Source organism: Enterococcus sp. DIV1758, from assembly GCF_051711985.1.
GTDB classification, from domain to species: Bacteria; Bacillota; Bacilli; order Lactobacillales; family Enterococcaceae; genus Enterococcus; species Enterococcus faecalis.
This window is the reverse complement of sequence record NZ_JBIOOA010000001.1, coordinates 784,986-808,039: the sequence shown is the minus strand read 5'-3', so window position 1 is coordinate 808,039 and position 23,054 is coordinate 784,986. Positions and strand designations below refer to the sequence as shown.

The 23,054-nt window shown below is 37.8% G+C and carries 25 protein-coding genes, 1 tRNA gene, 1 pseudogene and 1 other annotated feature; of the genes and pseudogenes, 9 read left to right on the top strand and 18 right to left on the bottom strand.

Annotated elements, in window-relative coordinates; translation table 11 throughout:
- Positions 1 to 58: 58 nt before the first annotated feature.
- Complete coding sequence (locus IGJ52_RS04060) at positions 59 to 874, top strand: metallophosphoesterase (protein ID WP_002355870.1); 816 nt, start codon at positions 59 to 61, stop codon at positions 872 to 874.
- Between the two features lie 70 nt (positions 875 to 944).
- Here the strand turns inward: IGJ52_RS04060 and psiE are convergent, their stop codons facing one another.
- The 4 genes from psiE to rplU all read right to left on the bottom strand — a co-directional run bounded on the left by psiE (position 945) and on the right by rplU (position 2,580).
- The gene (gene psiE, locus IGJ52_RS04055; protein ID WP_002355869.1) at positions 945 to 1,397 is read right to left on the bottom strand and encodes a phosphate-starvation-inducible protein PsiE; all 453 of its coding nucleotides are present in this window, start codon (positions 1,395 to 1,397) and stop codon (positions 945 to 947) included.
- 197 nt (positions 1,398 to 1,594) lie between these two features.
- Positions 1,595 to 1,882, bottom strand: a complete 288-nt coding sequence (gene rpmA, locus IGJ52_RS04050; protein WP_002355868.1) for a 50S ribosomal protein L27 — start codon at positions 1,880 to 1,882, stop codon at positions 1,595 to 1,597.
- A 12-nt stretch (positions 1,883 to 1,894) separates the two neighbouring features.
- Positions 1,895 to 2,239 carry a ribosomal-processing cysteine protease Prp gene (locus tag IGJ52_RS04045; protein WP_002355867.1) on the bottom strand — a complete coding sequence of 115 codons (345 nt, stop codon included), beginning with the start codon at positions 2,237 to 2,239 and terminating at the stop codon, positions 1,895 to 1,897.
- A 32-nt stretch (positions 2,240 to 2,271) separates the two neighbouring features.
- Complete coding sequence (gene rplU / locus IGJ52_RS04040) at positions 2,272 to 2,580, bottom strand: 50S ribosomal protein L21 (RefSeq protein WP_002355866.1); 309 nt, start codon at positions 2,578 to 2,580, stop codon at positions 2,272 to 2,274.
- A gap of 19 nt (positions 2,581 to 2,599) precedes the next feature.
- Positions 2,600 to 2,675: a sequence feature (ribosomal protein L21 leader region), on the bottom strand.
- Positions 2,676 to 2,847: 172 nt separating this feature from the next.
- Between rplU and IGJ52_RS04035 the strand changes: the two genes are divergently transcribed.
- Positions 2,848 to 2,921 (top strand) — tRNA-Arg (locus tag IGJ52_RS04035).
- Between the two features lie 87 nt (positions 2,922 to 3,008).
- Here IGJ52_RS04035 and IGJ52_RS04030 read toward each other — a convergent pair.
- From IGJ52_RS04030 to IGJ52_RS04005, 6 genes and pseudogenes are all read right to left on the bottom strand, one after another.
- Positions 3,009 to 4,901 carry a TPM domain-containing protein gene (locus IGJ52_RS04030; RefSeq protein WP_438791927.1) on the bottom strand — a complete coding sequence of 631 codons (1,893 nt, stop codon included), beginning with the start codon at positions 4,899 to 4,901 and terminating at the stop codon, positions 3,009 to 3,011.
- Positions 4,902 to 5,142: 241 nt separating this feature from the next.
- Positions 5,143 to 5,574, bottom strand: coding sequence for a VOC family protein (locus tag IGJ52_RS04025; protein ID WP_025187508.1), 432 nt, complete (start codon positions 5,572 to 5,574; stop codon positions 5,143 to 5,145).
- A gap of 144 nt (positions 5,575 to 5,718) precedes the next feature.
- Positions 5,719 to 5,919, bottom strand: a pseudogene (locus tag IGJ52_RS04020) (MerR family transcriptional regulator); the annotation flags it as partial.
- Positions 5,920 to 6,187: 268 nt separating this feature from the next.
- Positions 6,188 to 6,529 carry a nucleotide pyrophosphohydrolase gene (locus IGJ52_RS04015; RefSeq protein WP_033624874.1) on the bottom strand — a complete coding sequence of 114 codons (342 nt, stop codon included), beginning with the start codon at positions 6,527 to 6,529 and terminating at the stop codon, positions 6,188 to 6,190.
- Positions 6,522 to 6,821: a hypothetical protein gene (locus IGJ52_RS04010; protein ID WP_002358867.1), complete on the bottom strand. Its 300-nt coding sequence runs from the start codon at positions 6,819 to 6,821 to the stop codon at positions 6,522 to 6,524. The genes IGJ52_RS04015 and IGJ52_RS04010 overlap by 8 nt, the downstream gene beginning before the upstream one ends.
- On the bottom strand, positions 6,802 to 7,764 hold the full coding sequence (locus IGJ52_RS04005) for a helix-turn-helix domain-containing protein (protein ID WP_002419356.1): 963 nt from the start codon (positions 7,762 to 7,764) through the stop codon (positions 6,802 to 6,804). Before IGJ52_RS04005 ends, IGJ52_RS04010 begins: the two co-directional genes overlap by 20 nt.
- Before the next feature lie 126 nt (positions 7,765 to 7,890).
- On the opposite strand from IGJ52_RS04005, the gene proC reads away from it, so the two are divergent.
- Complete coding sequence (gene proC, locus IGJ52_RS04000) at positions 7,891 to 8,706, top strand: pyrroline-5-carboxylate reductase (RefSeq protein WP_174092407.1); 816 nt, start codon at positions 7,891 to 7,893, stop codon at positions 8,704 to 8,706.
- A 59-nt stretch (positions 8,707 to 8,765) separates the two neighbouring features.
- Here proC and mapP read toward each other — a convergent pair whose 3' ends face one another.
- Complete coding sequence (gene mapP, locus IGJ52_RS03995) at positions 8,766 to 9,590, bottom strand: maltose 6'-phosphate phosphatase (protein WP_438791926.1); 825 nt, start codon at positions 9,588 to 9,590, stop codon at positions 8,766 to 8,768.
- Positions 9,591 to 9,804: 214 nt separating this feature from the next.
- Complete coding sequence (locus IGJ52_RS03990) at positions 9,805 to 11,973, bottom strand: PTS transporter subunit IIBC (RefSeq protein WP_086281039.1); 2,169 nt, start codon at positions 11,971 to 11,973, stop codon at positions 9,805 to 9,807.
- A gap of 280 nt (positions 11,974 to 12,253) precedes the next feature.
- On the opposite strand from IGJ52_RS03990, the gene IGJ52_RS03985 reads away from it, so the two are divergent.
- Genes IGJ52_RS03985 through bopD form a run of 4 tightly spaced genes read left to right on the top strand, consistent with a single transcriptional unit; the run spans position 12,254 to position 17,240 of the window.
- Positions 12,254 to 14,548: a glycoside hydrolase family 65 protein gene (locus IGJ52_RS03985; protein ID WP_025188637.1), complete on the top strand. Its 2,295-nt coding sequence runs from the start codon at positions 12,254 to 12,256 to the stop codon at positions 14,546 to 14,548.
- Positions 14,541 to 15,209: a beta-phosphoglucomutase gene (pgmB, locus tag IGJ52_RS03980; protein WP_002355844.1), complete on the top strand. Its 669-nt coding sequence runs from the start codon at positions 14,541 to 14,543 to the stop codon at positions 15,207 to 15,209. Before IGJ52_RS03985 ends, pgmB begins: the two co-directional genes overlap by 8 nt.
- Positions 15,199 to 16,206 carry an aldose epimerase family protein gene (locus IGJ52_RS03975; protein WP_002383376.1) on the top strand — a complete coding sequence of 336 codons (1,008 nt, stop codon included), beginning with the start codon at positions 15,199 to 15,201 and terminating at the stop codon, positions 16,204 to 16,206. The genes pgmB and IGJ52_RS03975 overlap by 11 nt, the downstream gene beginning before the upstream one ends.
- 23 nt (positions 16,207 to 16,229) lie before the next feature.
- Entirely contained in the window at positions 16,230 to 17,240 is a 1,011-nt protein-coding gene (gene bopD / locus IGJ52_RS03970; RefSeq protein WP_002358859.1) for a LacI family transcriptional regulator BopD, read from the top strand.
- A gap of 73 nt (positions 17,241 to 17,313) precedes the next feature.
- Here bopD and IGJ52_RS03965 read toward each other — a convergent pair whose 3' ends face one another.
- From IGJ52_RS03965 to IGJ52_RS03945, 5 genes are all read right to left on the bottom strand, one after another.
- Entirely contained in the window at positions 17,314 to 17,523 is a 210-nt protein-coding gene (locus IGJ52_RS03965) for a hypothetical protein (protein WP_002355840.1), read from the bottom strand.
- Positions 17,524 to 17,692: 169 nt separating this feature from the next.
- A complete protein-coding gene (locus IGJ52_RS03960; RefSeq protein WP_002383374.1) occupies positions 17,693 to 18,214 on the bottom strand; it encodes a GNAT family N-acetyltransferase in 522 nt (173 codons plus the stop codon).
- Complete coding sequence (tsaE, locus tag IGJ52_RS03955) at positions 18,207 to 18,701, bottom strand: tRNA (adenosine(37)-N6)-threonylcarbamoyltransferase complex ATPase subunit type 1 TsaE (protein ID WP_025189182.1); 495 nt, start codon at positions 18,699 to 18,701, stop codon at positions 18,207 to 18,209. Before tsaE ends, IGJ52_RS03960 begins: the two co-directional genes overlap by 8 nt.
- Positions 18,702 to 18,842: 141 nt before the next feature.
- A complete protein-coding gene (gene pta / locus IGJ52_RS03950; protein WP_002355836.1) occupies positions 18,843 to 19,826 on the bottom strand; it encodes a phosphate acetyltransferase in 984 nt (327 codons plus the stop codon).
- Between the two features lie 155 nt (positions 19,827 to 19,981).
- Entirely contained in the window at positions 19,982 to 20,662 is a 681-nt protein-coding gene (locus IGJ52_RS03945) for a uracil-DNA glycosylase (RefSeq protein WP_002363309.1), read from the bottom strand.
- Between the two features lie 133 nt (positions 20,663 to 20,795).
- Here IGJ52_RS03945 and IGJ52_RS03940 point away from each other — a divergent pair, with 133 nt between their 5' ends.
- Positions 20,796 to 21,665: a Cof-type HAD-IIB family hydrolase gene (locus IGJ52_RS03940; RefSeq protein WP_033600974.1), complete on the top strand. Its 870-nt coding sequence runs from the start codon at positions 20,796 to 20,798 to the stop codon at positions 21,663 to 21,665.
- Positions 21,666 to 21,714: 49 nt separating this feature from the next.
- Complete coding sequence (locus IGJ52_RS03935; RefSeq protein ID WP_002355833.1) at positions 21,715 to 22,239, top strand: LURP-one-related/scramblase family protein; 525 nt, start codon at positions 21,715 to 21,717, stop codon at positions 22,237 to 22,239.
- Positions 22,240 to 22,423: 184 nt separating this feature from the next.
- Here IGJ52_RS03935 and IGJ52_RS03930 read toward each other — a convergent pair whose 3' ends face one another.
- Positions 22,424 to 22,987 (bottom strand): GNAT family N-acetyltransferase, encoded by a 564-nt coding sequence (locus IGJ52_RS03930; protein WP_002383368.1) that lies wholly within the window; start codon positions 22,985 to 22,987, stop codon positions 22,424 to 22,426.
- Between the last annotated feature and the right edge of the window lie 67 nt (positions 22,988 to 23,054).

The following is a 23,054-nucleotide window of genomic DNA, read 5'->3' as shown; positions in this document are numbered from 1 at the left end:
TTATTTTTTGCTTAACACTTTTGTAGTAAACTAATTTAGCGACTTCAAGGAGGAAATTATGAACGTTTATTTATTTCTGGCACTATTTTTCATTATTATCGGCATTTTAAGCTATAGTTTTTTTATTGAACCTAACTGCTTAGTCATACACAAAAATCAAATTAAAGTAACAGAATCAGGGAAAACCTTACGGATTGTTCAACTCTCTGATATTCATTTAAAAAAGAATTATTCTGTGAAAGCCTTAAAACAGATTGTTGAAAAAACAAATACATTACAGCCAGACATAGTCGTTTTTACAGGAGACTTGTTCGACGATTATGCCCGTTTCGGTATCGAAATTCAGGATGAAGTGAGTCAACTTTTCCGTAAAATTAACGCCCCTTATGGCAAATTCGCTATTTATGGCAACCACGAGTATAGCGGGTTAGATACCAATTTTTACGAAACAATCTTAGAAGCTGCCGACTTTACCGTACTAAAAAACACGGGCAAATTACTGCCTGTCTCACACCGTATCTCCTTGTACGTCGCTGGTTTAGAAGATTCGTTATATGGACAAACCGACTTAGCTGCGGCTTTAGTCAACCGCCCTACTGGAACGCCCACTCTGCTACTAACCCATGAGCCAGATGTCGCAGACTCAGCAGTCAACAAAAACATTGACCTCATTTTAGCAGGACATAGTCACGGCGGACAGATTCGCTTGCCTTTTTTCACTTACAAAAATCAGCTTGCCAAAAAATATACACATGGGCTTTATCATTTAGAAGATGAAACGCCGCTAATTGTTCACCCAGGAATCGGAACCACTAAAATCAGCGCACGCTTTGGTGTCTTACCAACAATTGAACTGATTGAGTTAACTATTTAACTACGCATTAAAAAGACCGCCCCACGTTAGAGAAAACTTCTCACGTTGGACGGTCTTTGATTATGTTCGATTAATGATGAAAATCTTGCTCGTGATCTTCTTCTACTTTCGCTTTTCCTAGCGTATAAAATTTGCTGCCATTTAACCCGAGAATAAATAGCACAACCACTAGTAAAAGAATTGATAAAGATAACAATAAGGTCTGCAAGCCATCGCCATGCGCAACCATTAATTGACGTAAAATTGCGGTTAAACAAATTAAAATCAAATAACGAATCGGAATATGGTGTCCTTCTTGAATATAGCGAAGAATCATCATAATAAACTCAAATAACATAAAGAATGAAATAATTTCTTGCATGATAACTGAAAAATTATCCGGCGTCATTGGCTTCATGAGATATGTAGCGAGGTCAACTAAATAACTAGCCATAAATACTAATAAGAAAACTCCTAAAATCCCTAATACAATATCCAAAATCAAATTCACGTACTTCTTTACTACACTAAAATTCTTCTGCATAATACCCTTCTTTCTTTTGACTCAATTATTTTATAACATGCTTGTTATTACATTAAATATATCATCAATTAACCTTGTCAGACAAGCAGTTAAACCCAATGTGAGATTTTTTTTATTTTAAGATCTTCCTCTATTTCCGTCTAACCCTTTAACAAGACAAAAAAAGCTGAATCCGCAGATTCAGCTTTTTAATCGTATTAGTTAGCTACTGGATAAACTGATACTTGTTTTTTGTCGCGGCCTTTACGTTCGAAACGTACCACACCGTCAACTTTTGCAAATAACGTATCGTCGCCACCGATTCCAACGTTCACACCTGGATAAATTTTAGTTCCGCGTTGACGGTATAAAATTGAACCACCTGTAACTGTTTGGCCATCAGCACTTTTAGCGCCTAATCGTTTAGATTCAGAGTCACGGCCGTTTGATGTAGAACCGCCACCTTTTTTATGGGCAAATAATTGTAAATTCATAGTCAATAACATAGTCTGCACCTCCTATTTCTCAGTGATTGTTTTTATTTGAATAAATTCAGTATTTTCGTTCTCTATTGATTGTAAACCTAATAAAAGATTTTCTAATAGAATTTGGGCAATATTTTTTTGTTCCTGATTGACAGTAGTTAACATCTCGACATAAAGGTAGCCACCTTCTACATCATCAACTTCCACAATCGGTTCAAAACCTGCTAAGGCATCAATCCCATTGACTGTGCTGATCGCTAAGGCAGAAACTGCCGCGCAAACCACATCGCTGCCATAAGGACCCGCTTCAGCATGCCCGGTTAATTCGAATGAAACGATTCGGCCGGAGCCTGTTCGTTTAAAAGAACCTTTAATCATTGATAGGCCTTCTTTCCTGTCAACAAGAGAGATTAAGCGTTGATTGCTTCGATCATAACTTTTGTATACGGTTGACGGTGACCTTGTTTACGGTGAGAGTGTTTTTTAGGTTTGTATTGGAAAGTCACGACTTTCTTTTGTTTGCCGTGTTTTTCAACAGTTCCTTCAACAGTTGCGCCTGCAACAGTTGGCGCACCAACTTTTGTAGATTCGCCACCTACTAAGATAACTTCGTCAAAAACAACTTTCTCGCCAGCCTCAACGTTTAATTTTTCAACGTAGATTGCTTGACCTACTTCAACTTTCACTTGTTTACCACCAGTTTTGATAATTGCGTACATGCTATACAGCACCTCCTTCTTCTAGACTTAGACTCGCCATCCCAAGTGATGATTGCTCATGCTTAAAAACTTGTTCTGTGCGGTTGTAGCTGTGGAGACCACAATTACAACACTAACTATAATAACAGAACCAGAAAACCTCGTCAATATAAACTCTCTATTTTCTTCACTTTCTCTCTCCAAAAAAACTTCTTCTGTTATTTAAATTTCCGATTGACTTTCTAACACTACTTCCATTATAATTAGCTTTGTTGTGTTACAACTATTGTCATAGTAGCTCAGCAGGATAGAGCATCCGCCTTCTAAGCGGACGGTCGGGGGTTCGAATCCCTCCTGTGACGTAACGATAACAAAAGCGCCTCTTAGAAACCCTTGTTTCTAAGAGGCGCTTTTGTTATCCCAAGTTCATCCTAAACTAGTTTAACTTTCTACCAACTTGAAGTACCTCCACCTCCGCCAAAACTACCACCTCCGAAACTGTCACCGGAGCCATCATCAGAAGAACCCTCGTTGCTTGTAACCCACCAATCATGACGATTCACATACATACTGGTCTTTTTTAGTTGCCTTTCAGAACGTGAACTTGCTAGAAATTTAGCAATAGACACATTTCCATAAGCAAAACGCATATCATAGTATTCAGGATACGTAGTTTTAATAAATCTTATCGGATAGAAGGAGTTTGAAGCTTTTTTGTTGGTAATCTTTTTCTCTCTAATTTTTTTCCGCAATAATTTTTTTTCAATTTTATAGTGCTGGTTGTCTAAATCGTTTGCTAATTGTTTTAATGATTTTGATTTTTCTGAACTTACTTGCTGGATATCTTTTAAAAACCTACGGATCATAGAATCCAGGTGCAATCTATTTTGTAAGCCAACACCTATTGATTTTATATAACCAAATAAGAAAAAGACCGGAATCAAAAAATAGACCAGACTAACCATGGGTACTAAAGAGTCTTCGTCTTCTAAAAATGTCAGAATCTCTGTGATTAGTGTGAAAACTGTCGAAGGAAACGACTGCTCTGATAAACTAACTTGAACATAAATAATCAGAGTCACCGATACCAAAAAAGGATGTTTTAATAAAATCGAAAGAGGAAACAAAATAATTTTTAGGTAAGCAGGTATTAAGTTATCATTAATTCCACTAATCCGACACGCAGGCAGTTTCGTTTCTGGAACTTTTTCCCAATACACTTCACCTATCCAAAAACGCGGTAAGTAGATCCATGGTTGATTCACCTTCCAAAAACAAGCACACATAGAAGAGCTTCTTAAATCTTTCCACTGTGCAACATAATTATAAATAAATTTCTTTGGTGTCACCTCGCCAAATGCAAAATCCATATCATAGTATGCGGGAATTATTATCTCTTTTTTCGAATTTTCAGGATATAAAATATTTTTCTCCAAACGCGCCTTGGCAGCTTTAAATTCAACTGATTGTTCTCCTAAAACAATTGCCTTAGAGGAAATACCGACATTATAAAACATAGCTACATCTTCCTTATAGCGATTTGCCATGTCAACTAGAGCCAAGCGGGCACTAAGTTCTTTCCCCGCATTACGTAATTCCCATAAAAAATACAACATAACAATAATAAAAACTATAATTAGCCAAGGCTTTAACGACCTTCCTATTCCTAATAAATATAACCAAATTTTCTGCAAAAAACTAATCTTAGGTAGCGAGGTCGTTTTAGACATAGTATCAGTAGTAAGTAGTTCCTTAATCCGAGTGGTGACAATATGTATTCCTGCATTAAAATCCTTTAATTTATAAAAATCTTTCACGGTACTATCTGTTATTTCATCGGTTAAACTATCTGGGATTATCTCTTCAAGCCCATAGCCTACTTCAAGTCTTGCTTGCCTGTCTTTGACAGATACTAAGTAAATCACTCCATTATTATAAAGTTTATTTCCGATTCCTAATTTATTACCTATTTGATTAGTAAAGCTTTCAATCGTTTCGTTTTCAGGAACTTGCTCAACTGTGATAACCATTAGTTGTGGTTTCGTTTCCGTCTTACTAAGTTCTTGATTAATTTTTTGTACATTATTAATGACTTCTTCGTTCAAAATTTGTGCATTATCTGAAACAAAAAGATGATTTTGATTAATTTTTACTACGACATCGTCTGTTGGAGCTGAATAAGTCCTTTCAAATCGTTTTAAGAAACTCATTCCCAAATAGATCCCTATTAAAAGAACAGCTAGATAAACTAAATTCTTCATTATAATACTTTTTACTTTTGTTTTTCGATACTCCCCCACGCTCATTTGTAATTTTATCCCTACTTTATTTTTCCCATACACTGATTTTTTCTCCCTTCCACTCCTACCGAATATTCTAGCTCTGATTTTCCACAGAGCTAAATAAATTTTTTTGTATTAAAAATTTATTTTCTTAATAGTTAGTATACCGAATATAGACGTTCAAATCTTTATCTTTTTAACTAAACTTCTGTTAACACGCAAAAAAAGAACGTAACGCTTAGTTGATAAGCGTTACGTTCTTTTCAGATAACTAGTTAAACAAACACAAGAATAGTGATTTTTACAGCTCGTTTTCCAAAATCTCAATCCGCTCATCAAAACTCAACTCTTGATAGATTTGATGGAGCATCCACATGTACCCATACGGATCAACAAACAATGAATTTTTGAGCGCTCCTTCCATCATTTCAGTAATAGGCTGTACTTCTTGACAACCGTTTTCCATTGCCAGTTGATGTGTCTCTTCAATATTTTCTACTGTTATATTAAACCAGATAGTATTGGGATGTTCTTGGGTTGGTGCTTTTAACCCATATTCTTCATTGGCATCTAACATGTGAAACCTCGTGCCATAAAGTTGAAAAACCGCTTCATTCATTCCGATAGGGTATTCGGTTGCTTCCACTACCTCTATTTCAAACACCTTTTTATATAAGGCAAGCGCCTTAAGGCTATCACTAACAATAAAATCGATTTCTGTCCCTTTAATCATTTGTTTTTCCTCCTTCAAAGCTACTAACTGTTGATTAATTTTTTTAATCTTTTGCTCCTCCATTTGAATTAAATGTCGCGATTGATCTCGTTTTCTTAACAAAATAGTTTCCAAAAAAGAAGCATCCTTAAGTTTTCTCAAAGTTTCCGCCATCTCTTCAACTTTAAACCCTGAATCTCTTAACAGTAAAATTTGTTTCAATAAAGGAATTTGATGTGCACTATAATAGCGATATCCTGTTTTTTTATCAATTTCATTTGGAACAAAAATTCCTGCTTTTTCATAATGACGCAGCATCCGTGGGGAAATATCCATTAACTTGGCAAATTGCCCAATTTGATACATAGAGTCTCCTTTTCATTCAATTGATATTCTTATCATAAACCTTGACACCATGTGAAAGTCAATGAAAAAGTTTCTATATAAATACAAATTAGTTCACTTAGCAATTGCTATAACTGGATAAAATTCGAAATGCCTTAACTTACTAGCTCTAAGGATCAAGATAGACAGCGAGACTAGTTCAATTCAAAAGCTCGACTAGTATTAATTAACATAAATCCCAATTTCTTGAAACTAAACACTGTTTCCGTTCCAAAAAATCGGTCACAACTTATTTTTTTGAAGTCCTGTTTGTATCTCGTTGTGGCACTGGATATTTCACCGCATTTTTCTTCAACTTTTCTTCGATAATTTCGTCCAAATCAAACCCTAAATTATCAGCCATCATGTAGGAGTAAATGAGAACATCAGCCAATTCTTCTTTGATTCGTTCTTCTTGTTTGATGCCTTCTTCTGCTGTTTTCCATTGAAAAAGTTCTAACAATTCTGCCGCTTCTAAACAAATTGAGAGCGCCAAATCTTTTTCATTATGGTGGGGGCGCCAATTTCTTTCATCACGAAATTGATTAATTTTTTCCATTATATCCATCTGTTCTCCTGCTTTCTTATTCATTTGATGGCAACTGAAACCCATCGAACGTTTCACCATCATAGTATTTTAATAACTGCTCTGTAGACAATAATGAGGAGGTTATTTCTTCCTCTTCAACAACTGCTTGATTCTCTTCTCTATACAATAAATAAGCCTGTAAAAGCTGTTGGTAAAGTTTTTTTCGTGAAGAGGCTTCCGCTGAAAGAAACGTTAATTCTTTTAAGTGTCCGCGATAGACAGGCAAATCATCAACAAATTCGATTGGTAATTCTACTACAGTTAACTGAAATTCTTCAAAGACTTCTTCGTACATCTGTCATTCCCTCTTTCTGTCGATATTGTTTTGGGGTCATGCCCATTTCTTCTTTAAAACGTTTATAAAAAAAGGCTTTGTCTTGATAGCCGATTCGTTCAACAATCGTTTGAATCGATAAATCTGTTTGCTTCAAGTAGTTTTTCGCCAATTGGATTCGGTAGGCTAAGACAATTTCCGTAAACGTTTTGTTTGTTTTGTCTTTTAAAAAATTCGATAAGTAATTCGGATGAAAATGAAATTTAGCGGCGACTTCTGCTAAAGTGACATGCGCAATTTGTTGCTCAATATACGCTAAAATCACCTCAACACGTTGATGATTCGACAAATAATTATCTTGCATCTTTAAAGCTTCTCTAGGCAGTTGACCTAGTTCCACCACCAGCAAAACAAAGGCCGCTTTGGTCACTTTATTATTAAAATAGGCCATTTTCACAATTTGTTTCAGTAATAATAGCGAATAGACGTGGACATCCGAATTTGGCTGGCTGGCAAAAACGAAATATCGAGGAATGTTTTCAAATTCACTGCTAGCAATTTCTGTAAAAAAACGATACATGACTGGTTCTTCCGCCAGCTGATTTAAGAGCGTATCAAGAAAATAGTGCTTTTTAAAATAAAATATAATCATAGACATTCCTTGCCCCTGATAGCTAACCGAGGTGGCCTCATTGACAATCATGACTTGGCCAGCCGAAAACGAACACCTTTGTTGATCCAAATAAGCATTGCCATCTTGCTCTAAACAATAGAGCATCCGAATAAATCCTTTCGGAACGTCAATGGTTTCCGAAGATGCCAGCATAAAGCCCGCAATTTCTCGATGCGGATTTTCCTTAAATTGCGCTACTTCATTCTCAAGAGCATTGGTAGTGGTTAAATAACAATCTAAGGTCTCTAAAAACTGATAAAATGCTGCATATTGCTCTTCTTTGCTTGCCAATTAATCACCTCATAATCCAACACTTTTTACTTTACTCCTTCTATTTTTTTCTTTGGCGTTTCCTTCTATACTAGATACATGGTAACACGAAAAAAGAGATTCAACAGTTTTTAGGAGGAATTTTTTATGAAAATTAGTTTTATCGGTGCTGGAAATATGGCATCCGCCATTGCCAAAGGTGCGCTAAAAAAGCAATTTATTGCCGCAGAAAACCTTTATTTTTATGATATTCAAGTCAAAAAAACCGCCGCTTTTGCACAAGAAATTGGTGCACATGCGGTTGCTTCGCCTCAAGAAGCTATTGCAGTAGCAGACTTAGTTATTTTAGCGGTGAAACCGCAATTCGTTCAAGCAGCTTTACTTGAAGCGAAAGAAGCAATTTTAGACAAGCAACCGTTAATTGTTTCCATTGCAGCAGGTACGACTATTGCAGAATTGTATCAACTGTTTGAGACTACCCAACCGCTTCGTCTTGTTCGTGTGATGCCCAATATGAATGCATTAATTGGCGCAGGTGCAGCAGCTGTTTGTGGCAACACTTTTGCATCCCCTGAAGACATCCAGACTGTTTTATCATTATTTCGAGCAGTTGGCCAAGCTTGGGAATTAGAGGAACAGTATTTTTCGATTTTTACTGCTATTGCAGGTAGCACTCCTGCGTATGCTTTCTTATTTATTGATTCGATTGCCCGAGCAGCCGTTAAAAATGGTATGAACAAAGAGTTAGCCTTAGAAATTGCCACACAAGCTGTACTAGGCAGCGCTCAAACTTTGGCAAATAGCACAGAGAATCCTTGGACTTTAATCGACCAAGTCAGTTCTCCTGGTGGAACCACGGTTGCTGGGATTGTCGAATTAGAAAACAATGCGTTTATTTCAACAGTCATCAAAGGGATTGAGGCCACCATCCTTCGGGATCAAGAATTAGCCAAACAAGACTGAGAAGAATAGTTACATGAGCGAATAAATAAGAAAAAGCGCTGAAAATTCAGCGCTTTTTCTTATTTTAGTTGAATGAGTAAGCCAAAATGATCACTGACTATCGGTGTTTTCCTACCATCAAAAATTACTTCATATTTTCGTACGTGCCACTGTTTTGGAACAAATACGTAGTCAATCCGCAAGGTTGCTTCATTTTCTTCCCAGCCATCTATTTTTTTCTCTACTGTCGCTTCACCGCTTGTTTCTTCCGCTACAACAAATGCATCTTGAATCGGCAAGTAACTATTTTCCACTAATTGATAGCCAGTTGTACCAGCTGGGTTGTTTAAATCGCCTAAAATGACTAACGGTTGTTGCCCCGTCGCTAAGTATTTCTCTAATTGTAGCCATTCATAGGCAAAACCTGTACAGGGTGTTTCCCACCAAGAAAAGTGACCAGAGACAACAGTAAGCGTACCTTTTGAACTCTCTGTCTCCGCTACTAAGATTTTTCTTGTTCGATAATTCGTTGGTTCTTGGCTTTCTGAAATAAGGAGAGCTTCACTAGTCAACGGACATTTCGAAAGTAGTGCGTTCCCTTCTTCATAAATAGCATAACCAATGTGGCTCATTTCCCAACTCCAATAATAGTGTTGGCCTTTTTCAGCTAGATATTGAACGATTAGATATGCAAAATTATCTTCATGGACCGGTGTTTGGGTCGCTACGGGACAAAAAGTAGTTAACTGTTCTAACGGCACTTTCTTGGAAGCGACTTTCTGATTCACTTCTTGTAAGGCAATTATTTCACTTTCAGAAGATAAAATCACCTTGGCAATCTCCTCTAATTTTTTTAATGGTTCTTCTTCTAACCAGCTATGAGTATTGATTGTTAAAAGATTCATCTTTTCACCTTCCCTTACATGTGATTAGGTCTGTGAGTGGGACAAAAATCACTTTGGATTTTTGCTTCACGCGCAAAACCTGATAAATGGCGGGAACAGAACCAACTCCTTCGGAAATAAGCCGAAATTATCCAAAAATTAAAAAGCAATTTCCGGAAATCCCTTCTTATTTCTCGGAGTTAAACGGTTCTGTCCCGACCTCATACCTAATCATTTAAATTTCAATCTGTCCGATCACAGTTCCCGCAGTGGCGGTTCCTAGTTGATTAATGACTACTTGTTCCACTTTGTCGCTGTTTGTAAAAGCGACAATAATCGTTGTTTCTTTGCCAGCTTGTTCAATCACATCCAAGTTCATTTTAGCTAGTTTCATCCCAGCTTTCAATGATTGTCCTTCTTTAACAAAAGATTCAAAAGCAGGTGTTGCCATTTCGACTGTATCAATCCCCATATGGACAAGTACTTCAATACCTTCTTCTGTTTGTAGCCCAATCGCATGTTTGCTTGGGAAAACACTTAGAACTTTCCCCGAAATTGGTGCCACCACTTCTCCTTCTAGAGGCTTAACCGCAAATCCATCCCCCATCATTTTTTGTGAAAAGACAGGATCATTGACTTGCGCCATTGGAATAACTTCCCCTGTCGCCACAGCCACGAAATCTTTTTTCTTGCCTAAGAAATTCGTTGTTGGCACTCCTGTTGTACTTTCTGCTATAACTGGTTCTGGAATGTCAACGCCGGAAGCTAGTAAATCTTCAATATCGGATTTTAAAACATCGGCTTTTGGTCCATAAACGGCTTGAACGCCATTATCTTTCACAATCAAGCCCATTGCGCCTGCCCGTTTCCACGCCTCTTCCGAACCGACTTTTTCTCGATCCTTTACACTGACACGTAAGCGTGTCATACACGCATCAACTTCTTTGATATTTTGTTTACCACCAAGTAAGTAGACAATTTGCGCGATTTGCTGATCGACGACGCCTGAACCAGCCGCGCCAGATGCGATTTCTTCGCCGTTATCATTGTCATAGTTTCCATTTCTTCCAGGTGTTGCGTAATTAAATTTTTTAATTAAGAAATTCGCTAAGAAATAAGTGACAACACCAAAAATGATGACCATTAAAACAAAATTGATTAAATCGCCACCTAAACCAGCTTTTATTGCTAGCGGTGTTCTTGTTAACAATTCAATATTTCCAAACGAATGCACACGCAATGGTAAAATATCAGCCATTGCAAAAGCAGCACCTTGGATTACGGCATAAATCACATAAAGCGGCACTGCAGCAAACATAAACATGAATTCTAACGGCTCTGTCACACCAGTTAAGAAAACAGCTAAGGCAGCAGAAAAATACATTGATTTATATTTAGCTTTTTTATCTGCATCGACATTACGATACATCGCCAAAGCCATCCCCATTAAAATCCCTGAAGAACCAATCATTTGGCCTACTTTGAATCGAGCTGGTGTCCAATTTTCTAAGACAAACTGATACTTGCTCATGTCACCAGCGCCTTTAAGATTCACTAAGTCTGTTGCCCAAGCCAACCATAAAGGATCTTGACCAAAAACTTGGGTTCCAGCTTGTGCGCCAGATAAAATTTCATACGTTCCACCTAATTGTGTATAGTTGATTGGAATCGTCAACATATGATGTAACCCAAAAGGTAATAACAAACGTTCCAACGTTCCATATAAGAATGGCGCTAAAATAGGTGCACTATCTTGAGATTGCGCAATCCATAACCCAAAATTATTAATTCCCGCTTGAATATTTGGCCAAATAAGTGCTAATGCAATTGAGACAATTGTAGACCACAAAATAACGACAAATGGGACAAACCGTTTACCATTAAAAAATGATAGCGCATCTGGTAATTTCCGATAATTGTAATACTTGTTGTAAGCCATCGCACCGACAAAACCAGCAATAATCCCTACAAAAACACCCATATTTAATGCCGGAGCTTCTAAGACACTTGTAAAGAATCCCTTCACCATAATCTTGGTGCCAAATAAGGTATGCGTGAAAGCTTGTTCATCTGCCAACATTTCATTTGTTACACCAAAAATGGCTCCAGTAATACGATTGATTAAAACAAAAGAAATCCCCGCTGCAAATGCGCCACCTGCACGATCTTTGGCCCAACTGCCACCTATTGCTAACGCAAATAGTAAATGTAAGTTGCCAATAATTGCCCAACCGATACTCTCCAGAACTCCGCCTGTTGTTACTAACAAACCTAAATTAGGATCGATTAAGGGAAGCGATTTCCCAATACTAATCATTAAACCCGCTGCGGGCATTACTGCCACAACGACCATTAAAGCTTTCCCGAATTTTTGCCAAAACTCAAAACTAAACATTTTTTTCATTCCTGCCACTCCTTACGCAATCGGTTTCGTTATGTTGCCATTATATACTCCTGTTTCCTTTTTGTAAATGCTTTAATTTCAAAAATATTGTGGAAAACAACTCCCTACTACTTAACCCCTTTTTATTTTGTCTTTTAATAAAGCAAATAAAGCTCCTTCTATCCTACCTTTGTTTCAGCTTTTATTCATAAGATTACACTTTTTAAGCATTGACTATTGACTAATGCAATCGGTTGCGTTTATGATAGACCTATCAATAAAATCACTGAGGGGGATTCTCATGAAACAAATCAAACGTTTATTCCAAATTGATCCTTGGAAAATCCGTACTACACACTTAGATAAAGAAAATTTACGTTTACAAGAATCATTAACGAGCATTGGCAATGGCTATATGGGGATGCGGGGAAATTTTGAAGAACACTATTCTGGCGACCACCATCAAGGAACCTATTTAGCAGGTGTTTGGTATCCAGACAAAACACGTGTTGGTTGGTGGAAAAATGGTTATCCTGAATATTTCGGCAAAGTGATTAACGCAATTAATTTCATCGCAATGGACTTACAAATTGATGGACAAACAATTGATTTAGCCACTACACCTTACGAAGATTTTTCTTTAGAATTAGACATGCAAAATGGGGTCCTTTCTCGGCAATTCACCATCCAAACACCGAAGAACAAAGTGCGCTTCTCTTTTGAACGTTTTTTAAGCTTAGAAAAAAAAGAAGCAGCTTACATCCACTTAACAATTGAAATGCTGGAAGGTACAGGCACAATCACTCTTCACTCAAAATTGGATGGCGATGTTCAAAATGAAGACAGCAATTATGAAGAACATTTTTGGGAAGAAAGAGCTATTGAAACACAAGAAACACTTGGCTTTGTTACGACTAAGACCATTCCTAACAACTTTAAAATAGAGCGTTTTACAGTGACTGCAGGCATGCGCCATTTCATCGATGGAGCCGCTGTTGTGCCTACATATACACAACAGCCCTTGGCTTTAACCGCAGAATTGACAGTGTCCTTAAAAGAAGGTGATACGACCGCCATCACAAAAGAAGTGCTTGTCGTTACCAGCCGTGATGTGCCAGAAACGCAACAAATCACACGAGTAAACGAATTATTTGCAGAAATGACTACCTTGTACCCTGAAGCAAAAGCTGGTCAAGCTGCCGCTTGGGCAAAACGTTGGCAATTAGCTGATGTTGTTATTGAAGGAGATGACGAAGCCCAACAAGGCATTCGTTTTAATCTTTTCCAACTTTTCTCAACCTACTATGGTGAAGACGATCGTTTAAATATCGGACCAAAAGGCTTTACTGGCGAAAAATATGGCGGTGCCACATACTGGGATACCGAAGCATATGCTGTCCCACTTTACTTGGCGCTGGCTAAGCCCGAAGTTACTAAAAATCTACTGAAATATCGCCACAATCAATTGCCTCAAGCCATTCATAATGCCCAACAACAAGGGTTAAAGGGTGCGCTTTACCCAATGGTTACTTTTACTGGTGTGGAATGTCATAACGAATGGGAAATCACTTTTGAAGAGATTCACAGAAATGGTGCGATTGCTTATGCGATTTATAATTATGTCAACTATACAGGAGACGAAGACTATCTCAAAGATGCTGGTCTAGAAGTACTTGTGGCAATCGCTCGTTTTTGGGCAGATCGGGTCCACTTCTCCCAACGTCATAAACAATATATGATTCATGGCGTAACGGGGCCAAATGAATATGAAAATAATATCAACAATAACTGGTATACCAATACCATCGCTGCGTGGGTTCTACGTTACACACGTGAGTCTTATTTAAAATTCCAAGAAGAAACAACGCTCAAAATTGCAGACGACGAATTAGCTAAATGGGCAGACATTGTAGAGAATATGTACTTCCCAGTGGATAATGAATTAGGCATTTTTGTACAACATGACACTTTCTTAGATAAAGATTTAATGCCTGTTTCTGATTTACCACTTAGTGAGCTGCCTTTAAATCAACATTGGTCATGGGATAAAATTTTGCGGTCTTGTTTCATTAAACAAGCCGATGTTCTTCAAGGAATTTATTTCTTTAATGACGCCTTTTCTTTAGAAGAAAAACGCCGGAACTTTAATTTTTACGAACCAATGACTGTCCATGAATCTTCCCTTTCACCAAGCATTCATGCTGTATTAGCTGCTGAATTAGGCATGGAAGAAAAAGCAGTGGAAATGTATCAACGAACAGCGCGCCTTGACTTAGATAATTACAATAATGATACAGAAGATGGCTTACACATTACCTCAATGACTGGTAGTTGGCTAGCGATTGTGCAAGGTTTTGCCCAAATGAAAACGGACCATCAACAACTAAAATTTGCACCCTTTTTACCAGCGACATGGACAGCCTACTCGTTCCACATTAATTACCGGAATCGTTTACTATTTGTTGAAGTTGCAGCAGACCAAGTAGCCTTCACTTTACTCGACGGCCCTGCAATTCCATTAACTGTTTACGATCAAAAACACACATTAAAAGATCGATTAGTTTTACCGATCAGAAAGGAAGAAGTTCATGTTTAAAGGCGTTTTGTTTGATTTAGATGGCGTTATTACTGATACAGCAGAATTTCATTACCACGCTTGGAAAAAATTAGGGAACGAAATTGGAATTTCCATTGACCGTGTTTTCAACGAACAATTGAAAGGTGTAAGCCGTGAAGATTCTCTGCAGTTACTGTTAAAATACGGAAAAAAAGAAGGCACGTTTTCTTCTGAAGAATTTGCCCAGTTAGCGCAACGGAAAAACGATTATTACTTGGAAATGATCCAAGCAATTACGCCTGAAGATGTCTATCCAGGAATTCTTTCTTTATTAACGGAATTACGTGAAGCCAATATTAAAATCGCCTTGGCTTCTGCAAGTAAAAATGGGCCTTTCCTTTTAGAAAAAATGCAATTGACGCCCCTTTTTGATGCCATTGCTAATCCAGCAGACGTTCAGGCAGGCAAACCCGCTCCAGATATTTTCATTTTAGCTGCGAAAGAAATTGATTTGACACCAGCAGAATGTCTTGGCATTGAAGATGCCAAAGCTGGGATTCAAGCGATTCTTGCTAGTGGAGCGCAGCCTGTTGGCGTTGGCCGCAAAGAAGAGTTAGGCGAAGGGTTGCCCATCGTGCCAGAGACGAGCGCTTTAACGTTTGATTACTTAAAAAAAGTGTGGCTTGATCATGAAGGATAATCGTATCACCGTAACCGGTATTCCAAACACAAACTTAAAAAAAATTACTTTGAAGAACGACTTTTTAGAAGTCGTTCTTCTCAATTATGGCGCGCGCCTACATCAACTTTTGATGCCAAACAAAAATAATCATTGGGAAAATATCCTTTTATCGTATGATTCGTATCAAGATGTATTAAAGGATCAAAGCTTTTTTGGCGCCACTGTTGGACCAGTTGCTGGACGTATTCGTAATGGCCATTGGCAAAATGGAATATTAGAACAAAATAGCGACGGTCATCATATCCATGGTGGCTCAAAGGGGTGGTCTTTTCAATATTGGACAGTCGAGCCCTTTGAAAAAAAGGATATCATTGGCGTTGCTTTTCATTTAACCGACACCCTTTCTGGCTATCCCGGACCAATTGAGGCCACCATCACCTACCAGCTAGAGGATAATCATTTACGAATGATCAGTACTGGACGGAGTAAACAGGAAACACTTTTTAATCCTACAAACCACGCCTACTTTAATTTATCTGGCAATGGAAAGTTAGACATTCTGTCACATTTGCTATCTTTGAACTGTCAAGGTATGTTAGAATTAGACGATAATAAGCTGCCTACTGGACGGATTTTACCAGCTTCTGAACTATCCATACGTTTTAATGAACTGACACCTATCGAAACAATCCTCCAACGCTATCCAACTGGGTTAGATGATGTTTTCCCCTTAGTTGGCTCTGACTTAAGACAGCCACAATTATGCTTACAAGAACCTACTTCTGGAAGAAAAATGACGATAGCAACAACGAACCAAAGTATGGTATTATTTTCTACGACTGGTTTTGAGGCTCCTTTTTCTATTAATGGACAAGCGATGCATTCAAACTATGGCTTAGCAATTGAACCTCAAGAGTATCCAGACATTGTTCATCATCCTCAGTGGGGCTCTATTTTATTACCAGCTAATAAAAAGCAAACCTACCAAACGGTTTATCAATTTAACCTTCTATAATCACTAAGAAAGGCGTGGCAAAAATGGCAATTACAGTAAAAGATGTCGCTAAGAAAGCGGGGGTTGCAACTTCAACCGTTTCGCGTGTCATTAACGATCATCCAAGTATTTCTGAATCGACAAAAAAGAAAGTGCGAAAAGTCATGGATGACTTAGGCTATGTGCCAAATATGACGGCACGGAATTTGGGTAAACGAATTTCAAGTGCCATTGGCGTAATTTTACCTCCTTTAGATTCGAAAGAACGGTTAGGGAATCCATTTTATTTAGAAATTATGGAAGCCATCAACGAGGAAGCCCGTCTTTACGATATGACTACTGCTATTGCAACTGCCAAAAGTTTTGATGTACTATTGGAAAACGTTAAAAGAATGCATCTTCAAAAACAAGTGGACGGTTTTATTCTTGTGTATTCAGATAGTAAGGACCCCGTCATTGATTACTTATACGAAAACAACATTCCCTTTACTTTAATCGGCCAACCTTACCAACATGAAACGGAAATAGTTTACGTGGATAATGATAATCAATTATTAGGGAAACAAGCGACAGAATTTTTAATTGAAAACGGCCATAAAAATATTTTATTTGTGACCAATACAACGCATGAAAGTTTGTACTTTGAACGTTACTTTGGTTATCAAAAAGCAATGATGATGCAAGGATTAACTGTTTTACCAAGCGTTGCGTTAGAAAAACCTGAAGATTACATGGCTTTCGATGACATTCTTCATCAAAATAATGCCACGGCGTTGGTGGTGATTGATGATATCTTTGCTTTGCGGACGATGCAACTTGCGCAAATCTATGGTTATCAAGTTCCTGAAACGTTATCCATTATTAGTTTTAACAACTCAATCTTTTCAACATTGACACATCCTTATCTAACAAGCATTGACATCGACACGTCAGAATTAGGGCGAATGGCGATGAAAAAATTATATGAATTAATCCACGAAGAATTGACGAATGGTGTCCGTCTCGTTATTCCTCACAAATTAATTAAGCGTGAAACAGTTATTCCTATTCATTAAAAAAGAAGCGTAAGCAGTGTTAAACTGCTTACGCTTCTTTCTATGTGTACGCTCTTATTCGTATGTATTACTTTTATAAAATAACTTTTTGCGAAATTTTTTTCCAAAACGTTTCTTCTTTTGCATCAAATTGAGCTGGTTCCCCGTCAGACAATTTTTCATTTAATAATGATAATTTTTCTTGATGTTTTGCATACTCATCTTTTTTTATTAGCTCTAAACGATACGCACGATCCAAAATCGACTCTCGATAGTTAACATTCATTTTCGTCGCCTTCGCCATTTCTTACATTCCTTCCCAAAATAAATTTTCATTTTTTCGTTAAATTCTTCTATAATTATAACAAAAATATCAGAAAAATAAATATGAAACAAACGATAATTGCGAAAATTTTGTTTTTTCATGCAATTATCGTTCGATTATTTAAGAAATTAAAATTATTAACCAATAATTAATCAATCAGCAAACGCATTAAATGAACATCTAAAAATTCACCTTGGTCTGTTTTGGCGCCTCGAGGCATAATTGCTTCTGTTTCAAACCCTAATTTTTTATAGACGTGAATCGCTCGTTGATTGCGATCCTGTACCGTTAATTCCAAGCGACGAATAACATGACTTTCATGCGCCCAGCGAATAAGTTCTTCCATCAGGATACTGCCCAGTCCATAGCCCCAGTACTCTTTTAAAATACTAATGCCAATTTCACCAATATGCTCCATCCGCTTTTTAGAAGAAGCAGACACAGAAGCGGTCCCAATGATCGCTTTTCCCGCTAATGCCACCAATAAAACATTATTTGGTGATTCATAGAGTGTTGCTAGATTTTCAGCCAATTCTGTTGTCGACATGGCCATTCCTCGCTCATCCATTACCAAATAGGGCGTTTCACTCCCAATTTTTGACATCACAGATAGTAATTGATCCGCATCAGTAGGCACTGCTTCTCGAATAGAAAATGTTTGTTCAGTCATATTCGCGAGCCTCCCACACTTGTAGAATCTCTGCTATTCTTTCTTCTGCCAACGGACCAGTTCCGCGGAATTCAAGAACTCTCTTGTCAGCTTCTTGAGAATCTTTATTTAAAATAATTTCTAAATAATCTTCTGGCAATTCTTCTTCAATCAAGCTGCCCCATTCTACAACGGATAGCCCATCTCCTTCAAAATACTCATCTAACCCTAATTCATCCGCACCCTCTTCAACACGGTAAACATCCATATGGTATAACGGAAGTCGTCCTTGTGGATATTCGCGGATAATCGTATAGGTGGGACTTTTAATCATTTGGGAAATGCCTAATCCTAAAGCAATCCCTTTCGTCATTGTCGTCTTACCGGCCCCTAAATCACCAGTCAGGACAATTACATCACCAGCTTGTGCCTTTTGTCCAATGATTTTAGCAATTGCTTCTGTTTCCAATGGATTGTTCAGGACAATGTTCATTTTTTTGCCTCCCATCTGCAAGAATCTATGTATGAAAGTATACCGAAAATTCAATAAGTTGACTAGTGGCAGCTTCAAAAAAATAAAGTTGAGGCCCAAGTGTCCTGGGAACCTCAACTTCTACTTTGCTTATTTATCATGCTTTGACATAGTTAATTAGTCGTTCATTAATGTTTGAGCAGCTGTAATGATTGATAATTTATAAACATCTTCTTCGTTTGCACCACGTGATAAATCAGAAACTGGTTTGTTCAATCCTTGTAAGATTGGGCCAATTGCTTCAAAGTTACCTAAACGTTGAGCAATTTTGTAGCCAATATTTCCTGATTGTAAATCTGGGAATACAAAGACTGTTGCTTCTCCAGCCACTTTTGAGTTGGGCGCTTTTAATTGTGCGACAGAAGATACATAAGAAGCATCAAATTGTAATTCACCATCAATCGCATATTCAGGTGCTAATTCTTGCGCAATTTTTGTAGCTTCAGCAACTTTTGTTACTTCTGGTGCTTTTGCAGAACCTTTTGTTGAAAAACTTAACAATGAAACTTTTGGTTCAATGTCAAATAATTCAGCTGTTTTGGCACTATCAACAGCAATTTCAGCTAATTCTTGTGCAGTTGGGTTCACGTTAATCGCGCAGTCTGAGAATAAATATCTTTCTTGGTCACGACCACGAATCATTAAGAAGGCACCACTTGTACGGCTCACACCTGGTTTTGTTTTAATAATTTGTAACGCAGGACGAACTGTATCACCTGTTGAGTGGATAGCACCACTAACCATACCATCAGCAATACCCATGTAAGTTAACATAGTACCGAAATAGTTGACATCTTTTAAGATTTTTTCAGCATCTTCTTTAGTAGCTTTTCCATTACGGCGTTCAACAAATGCTTCGACCATTTCATCCCATTTTTCATAATCATTGGGGTTGATAATAATAAAGTTTGATGTGTTGATTCCACGAGCCATAGCAGCATTTGCGATATCTGTTGGATCACCAATTAAGATTGGTTCTACTAATTCATCAGATTTTAAGCGGGCAGCAGCACCTAAGATTCTAGGATCTGTTGCTTCAGGGAAAACAATTTTGATATTACGGCGTACGACTTTAAATTTTAAGCTATCGAATAATTCCACGATAAACCCTCCAGTTTTATATTTACAAAATCCATCATACACTATTCTCAAAGAAAATAACAGTTTTTTCTAGCTGTATTAGTCAAAAAAACCAATAATCCGATAAACTTTTCACAAACTAACTCTTCTACACTATAACAGCATACACTGTTACACTACACTGTTTCAGGAAGTTGCCAATCAATCGGCGTTTCCCCTAAACGTTCTAGAGCAGCATTCGCTTGAGAAAACGGACGTGAGCCAAAAAAACCACGATGCGCTGACAATGGACTTGGATGTGGTGATTTGATAATCACATGCCGAGTCGTATCAATCATTTTAATTTTTTCTTGAGCTGGACGTCCCCATAAAATGAAAACAACGGGTTTTTCACGCTCATTCAACTTTTCGATAATGACATCTGTCAGTTGCTCCCACCCTTTACCTCGATGGGAATAGGCTTGACCTGCCCGAACGGTCAACACAGTATTTAATAATAACACGCCTTGTTTGGCCCAGCTTTCTAAAAAGCCATGGTTGACGGGTTGGTACCCTAAATCAGCTTGTAATTCTTTGTAAATATTCGCAAGAGATGGCGGCACTTTCACACCTGGCTGGACAGAGAAACTTAGTCCGTGTGCTTGATTGGGTCCATGATATGGGTCTTGTCCCAAAATTACTACTTTTACTTCTTCAAAAGGGGTTAGTTCTAACGCTGAAAATAAATGATACATATCTGGATAAATCGTTTGTGTCTGATATTCTTTTTTCAAAAATTCCCGCAATTCTTGATAATACGGTTTTTCAAATTCAGCAGATAAAACGGTTTGCCAACTATTGTGAATAATTTCTTTCATAATGCTCACTCCTTCGCTCTCTAAGCATAACGAATTTCTCCAAACCTGACAAGAAATTTCTGGGTACTTTCTCTTGGAAAAACGTGGTAAACTATAGGTAAGCTTTAAATAGATAATGAGGTGTAGAGAATCGATGATTAAATTAATTGCTTCAGATATGGATGGAACACTTTTAGATGCAAAAATGAGCATCACAAATGATAACGCTTCAGCAATTCGCGAAGCGGAACGTTTAGGAATCGAATTTATGGTTGCTACTGGCCGCGCATATACCGAAGCGAAACCCGCTTTAGAAGAAGCTGGAATTGACTGCGCCATGATTACTTTAAACGGCGCCCAAGTGTTCGACAAAGATGGACACTCACTTTTCACGGCTGGGATCGAAAAAGAAACAGTAACCGAAGTACTAACTATTTTGAGTCAACACAATGTTTACTATGAAATCTCTACAAATAAAGGTATTTTTTCTGAACATCAAGAAAAAAGAATTGAAAACTTTGCCGCTCATATTGCAGAATCCATGCCCCATTTAACTTATAAAGTGGCGATCGCCATGGCTTCAGCACACCTATCTTTATTGCATATTACCTATGTTGATAGTTTAGACGACATTTTAAAAGATGATTCGATTGAAGTCCTTAAAATTATTGGCTTCAGTATGGATGGGCCGAAAGTATTAGGTCCTGCTGGGATGGAAGTAGAAGAACTAGATGATTTGGTTGTTACCTCTTCTGCGCTTAATAATATTGAAATTAACCACCGCCTAGCACAAAAAGGGATTGCGGTTGCGCGCGTCGCTAAAGAACGTGGGATTCCCGCTGAACAAGTCATGACTATTGGTGATAATTTAAATGACGTCAGCATGATTCAATGGGCTGGGGTAAGTTTTGCAATGGGCAATGCCGAACTGGAATTAAAAGAATACGCTAAATATGAAACAGCCACTAATTTAGAAAATGGTGTTGGCGAAGCCATCCTGCGTGCAATAAGAGAAGATTTGTAATAAGCACTACCAGTTACAGCACTCATTTATATAGAAAGGAGATCGTGTCGTGTCTGAATTTTTTATTCAAGAACAACAGTTAGGAAAAGTTACGCGAACCATCGTGAAAGACCAAGCAGGCCGTTCACTTTTTCTATTGGTGGGGCGCTGGGGCACACGAGGAGATGCGCTTTCTTTATATGCAATGAACGGAGAAATTTTAGCCAGTATTAAACAAGTTTCTTGGACTTTCGGCACACGATTTGAGTTATATCAGCGTTTTGAAAAAGTGGGTACTCTACGGAAACTGTTCAATTTGAATGCTGATTTCTATTATGTTCAAGGCCTTCACTGGGCAGTTGTTGGGGATATCAAAGCGCACCAATATTCAATTTATCAAGTCCATAAAAAAATCATGTCAATGGATAAAACCATGCTTTGTACAGGCGACTATTTTGTTTTAACTGTTGCCAATGATGAGGACGCACCGTTGTGCATCTGCATAGCAGCTGTCCTTGACTACTGGTTATATAATAAGAAAAAACAAAAAACTTCCGATGATTTTGGATTAGATTTTGATCCTTTAACGGATTAATGAAAAATAGAGCCTGGGACAAAAATCACTTTGGATTTTTGTCCCAGGCTTAAAAATTGATAAACGGCGGGAACAGAAGCAACTCCTTCGGAAATAAGCCGAAATTATCCAAAAATTATAGAACAATTTTCGGAAATTCCTTCTTATTTCTCGGAGTTAAACGCTTCTGTCCCGACCTCTATTTTTACACTTCTTTTTGCATATGATTGTATAAGTGACCACTAATAGTCATTGTTGTGACATCTTTAAAGCCTTTGCTTGCGTATAACTTTCTCGCCCCTGGATTGTCAAAATCAACATTTAGACCTAAAGCTCGCTTCCCGCTAGCTTTAGCTACTTCAGGTAAAGCATCTAATAACTTAGAACCAATGCCCATTCCACGGAAACGTTCATCCACTGAAATCGTGTCTAAATACCATTCATTAGGCAAAGTTTCTTCTTCAATAAATAGCCGAACATCTTCTGCTAAGCCATGTTTTTTAAAGACTTCTCTTAAAGGTTCATCAATAATCTTTTCATCTTCCGCAGGATAGCCGACAGCAATCCCTGCAACTTCACCTGCATGTTCATAAACTAAAATTCGTTGATAGCCATAGCGATAGGTTGGATACGCCGTTGCCTCTGCTAATAGGTCAATCATTTGTTCTTCTGAGACTTCTTCTAAAATTGGTAACTCCATATCTTTTAAAATAACTAAGACCAGCCGAGCAATCGCTTGACCGTCTTCTTTTGTTGCCGAGCGAATCATTGTAATTCTCCTTTACATTTAACTAAAAAAAAACTGGCTACTATCATTACTGACTTAGCCAATTCCT

Coding starts and splice junctions, on each gene's coding strand:
- psiE (WP_002355869.1), bottom strand. CDS start 1,397: ATGCAGAAGAATTTTAGTGTAGTAAAGAAGTACGTGAATTTGATTTTG.
- IGJ52_RS04025 (WP_025187508.1), bottom strand. CDS start 5,574: ATGATTAAAGGGACAGAAATCGATTTTATTGTTAGTGATAGCCTTAAG.
- proC (WP_174092407.1), top strand. CDS start 7,891: ATGAAAATTAGTTTTATCGGTGCTGGAAATATGGCATCCGCCATTGCC.
- pgmB (WP_002355844.1), top strand. CDS start 14,541: ATGTTTAAAGGCGTTTTGTTTGATTTAGATGGCGTTATTACTGATACA.
- IGJ52_RS03945 (WP_002363309.1), bottom strand. CDS start 20,662: ATGAAAGAAATTATTCACAATAGTTGGCAAACCGTTTTATCTGCTGAA.
- rpmA (WP_002355868.1), bottom strand. CDS start 1,882: ATGTTATTGACTATGAATTTACAATTATTTGCCCATAAAAAAGGTGGC.
- IGJ52_RS03965 (WP_002355840.1), bottom strand. CDS start 17,523: ATGGCGAAGGCGACGAAAATGAATGTTAACTATCGAGAGTCGATTTTG.
- IGJ52_RS04010 (WP_002358867.1), bottom strand. CDS start 6,821: ATGTACGAAGAAGTCTTTGAAGAATTTCAGTTAACTGTAGTAGAATTA.
- IGJ52_RS03960 (WP_002383374.1), bottom strand. CDS start 18,214: ATGACTGAACAAACATTTTCTATTCGAGAAGCAGTGCCTACTGATGCG.
- tsaE (WP_025189182.1), bottom strand. CDS start 18,701: ATGGGAGGCAAAAAAATGAACATTGTCCTGAACAATCCATTGGAAACA.
- IGJ52_RS03930 (WP_002383368.1), bottom strand. CDS start 22,987: ATGATTCGCTCGGCAACAAAAGAAGACGGTCAAGCGATTGCTCGGCTG.
- bopD (WP_002358859.1), top strand. CDS start 16,230: ATGGCAATTACAGTAAAAGATGTCGCTAAGAAAGCGGGGGTTGCAACT.
- IGJ52_RS04060 (WP_002355870.1), top strand. CDS start 59: ATGAACGTTTATTTATTTCTGGCACTATTTTTCATTATTATCGGCATT.
- mapP (WP_438791926.1), bottom strand. CDS start 9,590: ATGAATCTTTTAACAATCAATACTCATAGCTGGTTAGAAGAAGAACCA.
- IGJ52_RS04015 (WP_033624874.1), bottom strand. CDS start 6,529: ATGAATAAGAAAGCAGGAGAACAGATGGATATAATGGAAAAAATTAAT.
- IGJ52_RS03975 (WP_002383376.1), top strand. CDS start 15,199: ATGAAGGATAATCGTATCACCGTAACCGGTATTCCAAACACAAACTTA.
- IGJ52_RS04045 (WP_002355867.1), bottom strand. CDS start 2,239: ATGATTAAAGGTTCTTTTAAACGAACAGGCTCCGGCCGAATCGTTTCA.
- IGJ52_RS03990 (WP_086281039.1), bottom strand. CDS start 11,973: ATGAAAAAAATGTTTAGTTTTGAGTTTTGGCAAAAATTCGGGAAAGCT.
- IGJ52_RS03985 (WP_025188637.1), top strand. CDS start 12,254: ATGAAACAAATCAAACGTTTATTCCAAATTGATCCTTGGAAAATCCGT.
- rplU (WP_002355866.1), bottom strand. CDS start 2,580: ATGTACGCAATTATCAAAACTGGTGGTAAACAAGTGAAAGTTGAAGTA.
- IGJ52_RS03940 (WP_033600974.1), top strand. CDS start 20,796: ATGATTAAATTAATTGCTTCAGATATGGATGGAACACTTTTAGATGCA.